Origin of the sequence: Streptomyces verrucosisporus (genome assembly GCF_017114865.1) — a bacterium.
Taxonomy (GTDB): domain Bacteria; phylum Actinomycetota; class Actinomycetes; order Streptomycetales; family Streptomycetaceae; genus Streptomyces; species Streptomyces fenghuangensis.
This window is the reverse complement of record NZ_JADEYH010000001.1, coordinates 92,027-101,763: the sequence shown is the minus strand read 5'-3', so window position 1 is coordinate 101,763 and position 9,737 is coordinate 92,027. Positions and strand designations below refer to the sequence as shown.

Below are 9,737 nucleotides of genomic sequence, written 5' to 3'. Positions count from 1 at the left end.
CGAGCCATGTCCACAGGTTTGATCATCACATTGATCGTGGCGGCGGTCGTCGTCCTCGCGATCGCCCTGTTCCTCGCCAGGCGCGGCGGCGGGCCGCACTCCGTCAAGCGGCGGTTCGGTCCGGAGTACGAGCGGACCGTCGCCCAGCACAACGGTGACACCAAGGCCGCCGAACGGGAGCTGCGTGAACGGCTCCAGCGCCACGGCGAGCTGCGGGCGAAGCCGCTGACCCCGCAGGAGCGCGAGGAGTACGCGGCCCAGTGGGCCGCCGTGCAGGAGCGGTTCGTCGACGCGCCGGTGGAGGCGGTCGTCTCCGCCGACCGGCTGCTGAGCCGGCTGGCCGAGGCGCGCGGCTTCCCCGGCGACGGGTACGACGAGCAGGTCTCCGCCCTCTCCGTGCACCACCCCAGGCGCGTCCAGGGCTACCGCGAGGTGCACGCCGTGGCCGTGCTGGCCCGTGAGGGCCAGGCAGACACCGAGCGACTGCGCGAGGCGCTGGTGCACGCCCGAGCCCTGTACGAGGACCTGATGGAGCAGTCCACCGACGACTCCCGCGGCGACGGGCGGCACGAGCACGACCGCGCCCACGACCACGACCACGACCGTGAGCACGCGCACGCCGGCGGTTCCGGGCCCCGGGGCCACGGCCGCCTCTCCGAGCGGCTGCACCTGCCCGGAGCGGTGCGCCGTCACGACACCTCCGGAGGCAGGGCATGAGCACGAACGGACACATCCCCGCGGAACGCCGGGCCCCGCTGGCCGACCGCGCCGGCCGGCCCGAGTGGACGGACGACGAGCCCCCGGCCGACCGCGCCGGACGGACGGAGCCGGTGGCGGCGGTACAGCCGGTCGAGCCGGTCGAGCCGGTGGCGCCGGACGGGTCCGCGGACCGGGCGGACGGGCGGGCTCCGTCCGCATCCTCCCCGCGAGTGCCGCTCGGGGAGAGCATCGGGACGGCCGCCGGGACGACGGCGGGCACCGCTGCGGGCTCGGCGGCGCACGGTGACGCGAACGGACACCGCCCGGAGGACGGGGACGCCGGCACCGGCCTGCTGACCCCGCGGGAGCGCGAGCGGTTCGGCAGGCGGCTGCACGAGGCGGTGACGGGTTTCGTCGACGGACCCCGGCGCTCGGTCGAGGAGGCGGACGCCGTGTTCGAGGAGATCTCCCACCGCATCACCGAGTTGCTCACCGAACGACACCGCAGGCTGCGCGAGCCCTGGCACGGCGAGGACTCCGCGGAGCACACGGAGGATCTGCGCAGGGCGCTGCGGGAGTACCGCGACGCCGCCGACCGGCTCCTGCGGCTCTGACCCGAGGACCGCGACCCGAGCACCGCAGACCGAAGACCGCGAACCGGCGGCCGGCCCCGACCTGGGCCGGCCGCCGCCGTATGCCCGCGCCCCGCCCGCGTCCCCGGGACGTTCGCCGCACAGCGCCACAAGCCGGGCCGACCGCCATGCCGCCGCCCCCGCGGCACGGGGCGGGAGGCACGATGGGGGCATGAGCATCGTGAAGATCAACGTTCTGACCGTCCCCTCCGAACAGCGGGAGGAGCTCGAGCGGCGGTTCTCCTCCCGGGCCGGGGCGGTGGAGTCCTCCGACGGTTTCGAGTGGTTCGAACTCCTCCGCCCCGTGGAGGGGACCGACCGCTATCTCGTCTACACCCGCTGGCGCGACGAGGCCGCATTCCAGGCGTGGATGTCGGGCCCGATGAAGGCGGCGCATCAGGGCAGCGGCGGCAGCGGTGGAGGCCGCCCGGGCGGTGGCGCGGGCCGGGCCCCGGCGGCGTCCGACTCCACCGTCTGGACCTTCGAGGTCGTCCAGCAGGCGGCTCCGAAGCCCGGCGCGGAGGACTGAGCCCCGGTCCCGGTCCCGGGCGCTCCCGCCCGGGACCGGGACCGTCGGCGGCGCGCCGGGGAAGTCCGCGAAACCCGGGCGAACGGAAGTGACCGGCGGGTACGAAGGGGGCGGAGGGAGTCCAGTAACCTCTGTGGCACTTTCCGACGGAGGGGAGCCCTCAGTGGCGGATAAGCCCATCTGCCCCATATGCCACAGACCCGCGGACGACTCCGGCCGGGCGAGCTGCCGGTGCGCCGGGGTCGAGGTGCTGCCGCGGCCGGTGACGCAGCCGGACCGGGGGCCGGACCCGGCCGACCTGGCGATGTTCCCCGAAGCGGCCCGGCGGGCGGACGGTGACACCGCGCCCCTGCCGCTGGTGACCGGCGGCCGGGCCGCCCCCCGCCGCCGCATCGGGCGCGGCATGGCGCTGGCCGTGGGCGGCACCGCGGTGGCCGTGGTGGGTTCCGGCGTGCTCGTGGCCGGGCTGTTCACCAGGGGGAACGACCCCTTCGACGAGGCCCGGTTCGGCGATCGCGGCGGTGTCCCGACCGCGGTGGTGCCCACCGGCGGCGAGGGCGGGGAGTCGGCCGACACCGACCCCGACGGCTCCGCTTCCCCCTCGGCCTCCCCCTCGACCGCGGCCCCTTCCTCCGCCTCCCCCTCCGCGAGCCCCTCGCGGAGCCGTACGCCGTCCCCCTCCCCCACCCCCTCCCGTACCGCCGAGGCGTCCGCTAGCACCTCCCCGACCCCCTCCGCCCCCACCGCTCCGGGCGGGGGCGACGGGGACGGCGGCCGGGACGGTGACGACAGCGGCGGACCGCCGCGCACACTGCGCGAGGGCGACTCGGGCCCGGAGGTCGCCGAGCTGCAGTACCGGCTGGCCGCTGTGGGCACCTACGACGCCCGCAGGCACGGCGTGGACGGCGTGTACGACGGCGAGGTCACCGAAGGGGTGGCCACGTTCCAGACCTGGTACGGGGTGCGGGGCGACCCCGAGGGCGTCTACGGACCGCACACCCGGCGCGCCCTGGAGAGGGCCACTCGGAGGGGCTGACGCCAGGCGGATTGGCGCAAACGCGGAATGCTTTGTATCGTGGAGGAACAAAGTGGCTCCGCCCGTTCCCCGTTCCTGACGACGGGGGCCCCTGACCCGGCGGGCGGGCCACTTGTCCTGTCTTCCAGCCGTTGGAGCCACCCGTCATGCCCTCGGACACCCCGGACTCCCCCGAAGCCCAGGACGTCCAGGACGCACGGCACACCGGGAGCATGCCCACCGCGCCGATGAAGGCCCGCGCGCTGCTGCTGGACATGGACGGCACCCTGGTCGACTCCGACGCCGCCGTCGAGCGCGTCTGGCGCGACTGGGCCGCCGGGCACGGTCTGGACGGGGACGAGGTCATGAAGGTGGTGCACGGCCGGCAGGGCTACGCCACGATGGCCGAGCTGCTGCCCGGCCGCCCGATGGAGGTCAACCACGCCGAGAACCGGCGCCTGCTGGAGCGGGAGACCGCCGACACCGAGGGCGTGGTGCCGGTGCCGGGCGCTCCCGCGTTCCTCGCGGCGGTCGAGGACCTCCCCCACGCGCTGGTGACCTCGGCCAGCGTCCCCCTGGCCACCGTCCGGATGAACGCGGCGGGCCTGCGCATTCCGACGGTGCGGGTCACCGCGGAGTCGGTCGGCGCCAGCAAGCCGCATCCGGAGGGCTTTCTGAAGGCCGCGGCCGAACTGGGCTTCGCGCCGGAGGACTGCGTGGTCTTCGAGGACTCCGGGGCCGGTGTCGCGGCGGGCCGCGCGGCCGGCATGCGGGTGGTCGGCGTCGGTCCCCGGGCCGCGGCCTTCGGACCGACCGCCCATGTGCCGACGCTGGAGGAGGTGCGCGTGGAGCCCCTGGCCGGCGGCGGACTGCGCCTGCGCCTGGCGCCCGGGCCCCGCTGAGCCCGCGCCGCCTCCCCTCCCCCCGAACGCACGCCCCCCGACCGGAACCTTCCTCCCCGCCGGTTCCGGGCGGGGGGCGTGATCACTCACGGCGCCCCGGCCGGACGGCCGGGGCACCGCCGGTGGCGGGCCGGGTGGTCCGCCGGCCCGCCTGCCGCCGGTCAGCCGGTCAGCCGGTGAACGCCTCGTAGAAGCTGAGGGCGGCCAGCACCAGCATCACGCCCGCCGCGACCCTGGAGATCAGCCGCAGGGGCACACGGCGCATCAGCGCGCGCCCGCCCAGGATGCCGATGGCCGCGACCGACCACAGGGCGACCACCGCACCGAGGGCGACCGAGAGCGGGCTGTCGTAGCGGGCGGCGAGGTTGGCCGTCATGATCTGGGTGAGGTCGCCGAACTCCGCCACCAGGATCAGCGTGAAGCCGCTGCCCGCCACCTTCCAGAAGGACTGGTCGGAGGGCTTGCGGACCTCCTCGTCCCCGTCGTCCTTCCTCAGCAGCAGCATCAGCGCGCCCGCCAGGAACAGCGCTCCGGTGATCCCCTGCACCAACCGCTGCGGCAGCAGGGTCAGCACGCTGCCCGCGGCGACGGCCAGCGCCACGTGCAGCACGAAGGCGGCCGCGACCCCGGCGAAGACGTACGAGGCCCGGTAGCGGGTGCCGAGCACCAGCCCGGCGAGCGCCGTCTTGTCGGGCAGTTCGGCGAGGAAGACGACGCCGAAGGTCACTGCGGCGGCGGTGATGCTGAACATGTGGGAAGAACCCCTCGTCGGTCGGGCCGCCGTGCCGAGGGGCCCGCGGGGGGCGAGCACGCTTCGGCACGGCAGCGTCGTGGGCGGCTTGTATGAAGCCGTGGACACTGCGGCCGAAGGTCTCGCTGGCACGGTGCGCGAGCACCGGCTCCGGGCGCCGGGACGGCCGTACGGGTACGGCGCGGCCAGTATGTCGACGGTCCGGCGAAGAGCTACTCCCCTTCAGACACCGACCAGCGTACGCGATGCCCCGTGTGCCCTCCGCGCCGGCCGTGGGCCGGACCGCCCGCGCACGGCCTCCCCCGGCCGTCGCCGCACCGCCGTGACCGGTGCGGCGCACCGCCGGTGTGACCGGAGCCACGCCGCGCCCCGGCCCACCGGTCCGGGAGTCCCGCACGGCGGCTCCGGCGCTCCGCGCCGGCTCCGCGCGCGGGCGGGGTGCCCCGAGCGCGCCGATCAGTCCGGACAGCGGTCTTGATCTGACGTGCTCATGTCGTCATCCTGTCATCTGGCGCCCGCCGGGAGGAAACCTTTCGGCGCCACCCTGACGGCGTTCCTTCCGCTCATCTTCCCCCCATTTCCAGGGAGTTCGTATGCACGGCATGCGCCTGCCCGCCTCGTGGCGCGGCTTCTACGCGCGTCGATCCACCACCCTCGGCGCGCTCATCGCTCTCTGCGCCGGTCTGCTGTTCCTGAGCGCCCCCACCGCCCAGGCCGCGCCCCCCACCCCGCCGAGCGCCTCCACCGCCCGCTCCTACCTCGCCTCCCTGACCGTCCGCGCCGAGGGCTCCTCGGACGGCTACAGCCGCGACAAGTTCCCGCACTGGATCACCCAGAGCGGCACCTGCAACACCCGTGAGGTCGTCCTCGAGCGCGACGGCACGGGCGTGGTGCAGGACGGCAGCTGCCGGGCCACCAGCGGCCGCTGGTACTCGCCCTACGACGGCGCCACCTGGTACGCGGCCTCCGACGTGGACATCGACCACGTCGTACCGCTGGCCGAGGCGTGGCGCTCGGGCGCGAGCTCCTGGACCACCTCCAAGCGGCAGTCGTTCGCCAACAACCTGTCCATCGCGCAGCTCATCGCGGTGACCGACAACGTCAACCAGTCCAAGGGCGACAAGGACCCCGCGGAGTGGATGCCGCCGCGCTCCTCCTACCACTGCACCTACGCCCGGATGTGGGTCTGGGTGAAGTACAGCTACGGCCTGTCCGTGGACTCCGCCGAGAAGAGCCGGCTCGGCAGCGTGCTGAGCGGCTGCTGACCGTACACGGGTTCCCGCCGTCCTCCGCTCACGGCGGGAACCCGCGGCGGGAGGACGGCAGGGCCCGGCCGAACGCACGGCCCCGACGTCCTCCCACCGCCCCTACTTCCCGGGCTCCGGGTCGAGCGACACCGTGACACAGGCCAGCCGCCTGCCCGCGTCACCGGCGTGCCCGGGGTCGTGCCGCGTGCGGTGCTCGTGGATCACCACGGACCGCGCCTCTCCGGCGCGGAAGCGCCACATGTGACTGGACAGCGCCCTGCCCTCGCCGTGCTCGTCGGTCGTGAAGTCCAGCCAGACCTCGTTCTCGGGGTTGGCGTGGCGGGGAACGGCGGACGAGCCGCGCGGGGCGGGGACGTTGCGGTAGTGCGGGCCGGAGTCACCGGGCCGGGCGCCGCACGGCCCGGTGTGGACGTGCGCCCCGTAGTCGCGGCCCTCGGGCAGTCCTCGTACGCCCAGCGCGACCGTCATCCCCCGGCGGCTGTCGTAGCGGCCCACCGAGACCCCGGCTCCGACGGGGACCAGGGCCCGGTCGTACGTCACCGCGGCCGGCACGGTGGACTTCCCCGGCGGGGCGAACTCCGCGCCCGCCCACACCACCCGGTGCCTGCCCCCGATCCCGAAACCGCCGATGCCGATGTCCGCGACCGACTCGACGGCGCCGAGGACCTCCGCCGCCCCGGCCGGTTCGGCCGCTCCCGCGCCGCCCGCCGGTCCCGCTGCGGTCAGCAGCGCCGCCGCCGCGGCCGTCGCGACGGCCGTCCTGCGCGCGGCCCCGCCCGCCGTCCCGCTCGCCGCCCCGTTCTCCGTCCTGTCCGCCGGTTTCCTGCCCCTGAGCATGTCGGCCCCTCCTGCTCGGTTCGTCGTGTCGTTCCGTACGGCCGTCCATGCTCCGCCGACTCCGGCCGGACGGTGGGGAGATGACGTGTCGCGGCACCCCAGCCGATCCTCACGGGTGACGCGGGCGTACGCTGATCGGCGGTAGGCCGCCCCGCGGCAGGGGCCGCACCGGGGAGTGAACGTGCAGGAAACGCTGGGGGAGTTGATCTACGCCCCCTGGATCTATGTGCTCATAGCGCTGTCGGTGCTGCTCGACGTCTTCCTCCCCTTCCTGCCCAGCGGCGTCATCGTGATCACCGCGGCGGCCACCGCCGCGAGCGCGACGGCCGCGAGCACGGCTGCCGGCGCCGCCGCGATCGCCGCGCCCGCCCCGGACGCCCCGCTTCCGACCGTGTGCGCGCTGGTGCTGTGCGCGGCCGCGGCGTCGGTCCTGGGCGATCTGGTGGTGTACCGGCTGGCCCGGCACGGCAGCGACCGCTTCGCCCGGACCCTCGCCCGCTCACGTCAACTGGCCGACGCCCGGGAGCGGTTGGGTCACGCACTGGCACGCGGCGGTGGTCCTCTGGTCGTCCTCGCCCGGTTCGCTCCGGGCGGGCGCTCGGTGATGAGCCTGGTCGCCGGCGTGGAGCAGCGGCGAACCAGGGAGTTCCTGCCGTGGTCGGCCCTGGCGGGTCTGGCCTGGGCCGGGTACGGCGTCGGCGCCGGCTATGTGGGCGGGCAGTGGCTCGGGGCGACGTGGCTGGGGGCCGCGGTCTCGGTGCTGGCCCTCTTCGGCGCGGGCGCCCTGGCGGCCTTCCTGGTGCGGCGCAGACCGGCGCCGGTGGCGCAGACGTCCTGACCGCCTCCCGACCGGCCGCCCGCGCCGGGGGCGGTGCCGGGCGGCGTGCCGCGCGTGTCCGCGGTCATCCGCGTGCCGCTCCTGCCGTTCCGCCGGAACGCGAGTTGCCGCCGCCTCCGTGCAAAGGCGGCGGCAACTCGCGTGCGGCACACGGCATACGGCCTGCGACGCGTGCTCGCCCCCTCAGGGCTTGCGGGCGACGGCGGCGTAGAGGGACACCTCGGCGTCCGAGGCGTCCGCGAGCGGCTGGTCGGGCTCCGGCCGCCAGCGGTGCGGAACGGTCAGGCCGGGCTCGACGAACTCCAGCCCGTCGAAGAACCGCAGGATCTCCTCGCGCGTCCGGGCCTTGGCCGAGGCCGCGGAGCCGGACATGGAGAGGCTGCTCAGGCGCTCCCAGGTCTCGGGGTCGAGGTCGGGGGTGCAGTGGGTGAGGGTGAGGTAGCTGCCCGACGGCATCGCGTCCACCAGCCGCGCGACGATCTCGTGCGGCCCGTTCTCGTCGCCGATGTAGTGGAGCAGCGCGTTGAGGGAGAGCCCGACCGGGCGGCTGAGGTCCAGGATCTCGTGGATCTCGGGGTGGTTCAGGATCGAGTCGGGGTCGGTCGCGTCCGCGTGCAGGTACGCGGTGCGGCCCTCGGGCGTGCTGCGCAGCAGCGCCTGCGCGTAGCGCAGCACGATGGGGTCGTTGTCGGCGTAGACGACCCGGGACTCGGGCGCGACGGCCTGGACGACCTGGTGCAGGTTGGGCTCGGTGGGTATGCCGGTACCGATGTCCAGGAACTGCCGGATGCCCGCCTCGCGCACCAGCCACCGGGACGCCCGGTGCATGAAGGCGCGGTTGACGCGGGCTCCGGTGCGCACCCCCGGCCAGAAGGAGATGACCGCCTCGGCGCCCTGGATGTCGGCCTCGTAGCTGGTCTTCCCTCCGAGGAAGTAGTCGTACATACGCGCCGAGTGCGGTCTGCTGGTGTCGATGTCGTCGGCGGAGAAGCCCTGGGCGGTCATCTGGTCTCCCGTGGGGGGTGGTCTCGTGGTCGGTGGTGGTGCGGTTCAGGCGAGCAGGAAGTCGGCTTCCCCGAGCTTGGCGCCCCGGATGAAGGACTCGATCTCCTGGTAGGTGTAGATCAGCGCGGGGCCGTCGGGGTCGCTGGACTGCCGCAACGCCACCCGTCCGTCGCCGAGCTTCATCGCTTCCACGCAGTTGCCGCCGTTGGTGCCGCTCCACGGCTTGTGCCAGCCCTCGGTCCCGAGCTCCTTGGCCGGCATCCCGTTGTAAATGTGACCCATCGGTCAGAACTCCTTGCGAATGTCACCGAGCAGCTCCTCGGTGTGTCGTACTGATACGGCCTGCGCGCCCATGCGGTCCAAGACCTCCAGGTAGGCGGCCGTGTCGGGGCGTTCGTCCAGATAGACGGCCCCTGTGAGGCTCTCGGTGTAGATGATGTCCGGCAGTTCCGGTATGTCGAAGCGGAACAGCTGGAAGGGCCCGAACATGCCCGGGTGCGGGCCCGCCCCGAACGTCAGGATCTGGAGGGTGACGTTCGGCAGCGCGGCCGCCTCCAGGAGCCGGTCGATCTGCGCCCGCATGACCTCCGGCCCCCCGACGGGCCGGTGAAGGACCGTTTCGTCAACCACGACCCACAGCCGCGGGGCGCCCGGCCTCTCAAGGAGTCGCTGCCGGCCCAGGCGCAGCGCGACCCGGCGTTCGAGCTCGTCGTCGGGCGCGTTGGGGAAGCCGGTGCGCAGCAGGGCGCGGGCGTAGTCCTCGGTCTGGAGCAGGCCGGGGACGCAGTGGGGCTCGTAGCCGCGGATGACGGAGGCGGATCCCTCCAGACTGACGTACAGGCCGAACCAGTCGGGCAGTACGTCACGGAACCGGTGCCACCATCCCGGTTTGCGCGACTCCTCCACCAGTGCCAGGAAGGAGTCGATCTCCTGCCGTCCGACTCCGTAGGTCTCCAGCAGCTTCTCCACGAACAGCGGTTTCAGGCCGACTTCGGCCTTCTCCATCCGCCGTACCGTCGCGGCGTTGACGCTGAGCGCGGCAGCGGCCTCCTCGAAGGAGCATCCGGCCTTTTCCCGCAGGTCGCGGAGTCGCAGACCGAGCACGATCCGCCCGACGGTCGCCACGTTCCCTCCCTCGAAAACCCTGTCGGACAGTGAGTCTGACACACCGTCTATGACGTATGCAGCCTGCCTTGAATATTCTGCAATTTGCAAGACGCCTCTTGCCTTCTGCCTACCGCAGCGAGGATAGTGAGGGTCC

12 protein-coding genes are annotated in these 9,737 nt (G+C 73.9%); 7 read left to right on the top strand and 5 right to left on the bottom strand.

The features are described from left to right. Positions 1-6 precede the first annotated feature (6 nt). The 5 genes from IQ279_RS00535 (at position 7) to IQ279_RS00515 (ending at position 3,777) form a co-directional block, all read left to right on the top strand. Positions 7-717 (top strand): GAT domain-containing protein, encoded by a 711-nt coding sequence (locus IQ279_RS00535; protein ID WP_206346242.1) that lies wholly within the window; start codon positions 7-9, stop codon positions 715-717. Next, positions 714-1,313, top strand: coding sequence for a hypothetical protein (locus tag IQ279_RS00530; RefSeq protein WP_206346241.1), 600 nt, complete (start codon positions 714-716; stop codon positions 1,311-1,313). The genes IQ279_RS00535 and IQ279_RS00530 overlap by 4 nt, the downstream gene beginning before the upstream one ends. Positions 1,314-1,503: 190 nt before the next feature. Next, on the top strand, positions 1,504-1,860 hold the full coding sequence (locus tag IQ279_RS00525) for an antibiotic biosynthesis monooxygenase family protein (RefSeq protein WP_206346240.1): 357 nt from the start codon (positions 1,504-1,506) through the stop codon (positions 1,858-1,860). A 262-nt stretch (positions 1,861-2,122) separates the two neighbouring features. Beyond that, the gene (locus IQ279_RS00520; RefSeq protein WP_206346239.1) at positions 2,123-2,896 is read left to right on the top strand and encodes a peptidoglycan-binding domain-containing protein; all 774 of its coding nucleotides are present in this window, start codon (positions 2,123-2,125) and stop codon (positions 2,894-2,896) included. 212 nt (positions 2,897-3,108) lie between these two features. Next, on the top strand, positions 3,109-3,777 hold the full coding sequence (locus IQ279_RS00515; RefSeq protein ID WP_206346631.1) for an HAD-IA family hydrolase: 669 nt from the start codon (positions 3,109-3,111) through the stop codon (positions 3,775-3,777). A gap of 169 nt (positions 3,778-3,946) precedes the next feature. On the opposite strand, the gene IQ279_RS00510 is transcribed toward IQ279_RS00515, so the two are convergent. Then, positions 3,947-4,528, bottom strand: a complete 582-nt coding sequence (locus IQ279_RS00510) for a TMEM165/GDT1 family protein (protein WP_206346238.1) — start codon at positions 4,526-4,528, stop codon at positions 3,947-3,949. Positions 4,529-5,121: 593 nt separating this feature from the next. On the opposite strand from IQ279_RS00510, the gene IQ279_RS00505 reads away from it, so the two are divergent. Continuing rightward, the gene (locus IQ279_RS00505) at positions 5,122-5,793 is read left to right on the top strand and encodes an HNH endonuclease family protein (protein WP_206346237.1); all 672 of its coding nucleotides are present in this window, start codon (positions 5,122-5,124) and stop codon (positions 5,791-5,793) included. A 102-nt stretch (positions 5,794-5,895) separates the two neighbouring features. Here the strand turns inward: IQ279_RS00505 and IQ279_RS00500 are convergent, their stop codons facing one another. Continuing rightward, positions 5,896-6,633, bottom strand: coding sequence for a superoxide dismutase family protein (locus IQ279_RS00500; protein WP_206346236.1), 738 nt, complete (start codon positions 6,631-6,633; stop codon positions 5,896-5,898). Positions 6,634-6,814: 181 nt separating this feature from the next. Here IQ279_RS00500 and IQ279_RS00495 point away from each other — a divergent pair, with 181 nt between their 5' ends. Further along, complete coding sequence (locus IQ279_RS00495; RefSeq protein WP_206346235.1) at positions 6,815-7,471, top strand: DedA family protein; 657 nt, start codon at positions 6,815-6,817, stop codon at positions 7,469-7,471. Positions 7,472-7,654: 183 nt separating this feature from the next. Here IQ279_RS00495 and IQ279_RS00490 read toward each other — a convergent pair whose 3' ends face one another. From IQ279_RS00490 to IQ279_RS00480, 3 genes are read right to left on the bottom strand one after another with little or no spacing between them, the layout of a single operon-like run. Further along, positions 7,655-8,476 (bottom strand): SAM-dependent methyltransferase, encoded by an 822-nt coding sequence (locus tag IQ279_RS00490; RefSeq protein ID WP_206346234.1) that lies wholly within the window; start codon positions 8,474-8,476, stop codon positions 7,655-7,657. Positions 8,477-8,521: 45 nt separating this feature from the next. Next, a complete protein-coding gene (locus tag IQ279_RS00485) occupies positions 8,522-8,758 on the bottom strand; it encodes a DUF397 domain-containing protein (protein ID WP_093654814.1) in 237 nt (78 codons plus the stop codon). 3 nt (positions 8,759-8,761) lie between these two features. Next, on the bottom strand, positions 8,762-9,601 hold the full coding sequence (locus IQ279_RS00480) for a Sco1979 family transcriptional regulator (RefSeq protein WP_307791955.1): 840 nt from the start codon (positions 9,599-9,601) through the stop codon (positions 8,762-8,764). Positions 9,602-9,737: the final 136 nt, after the last annotated feature.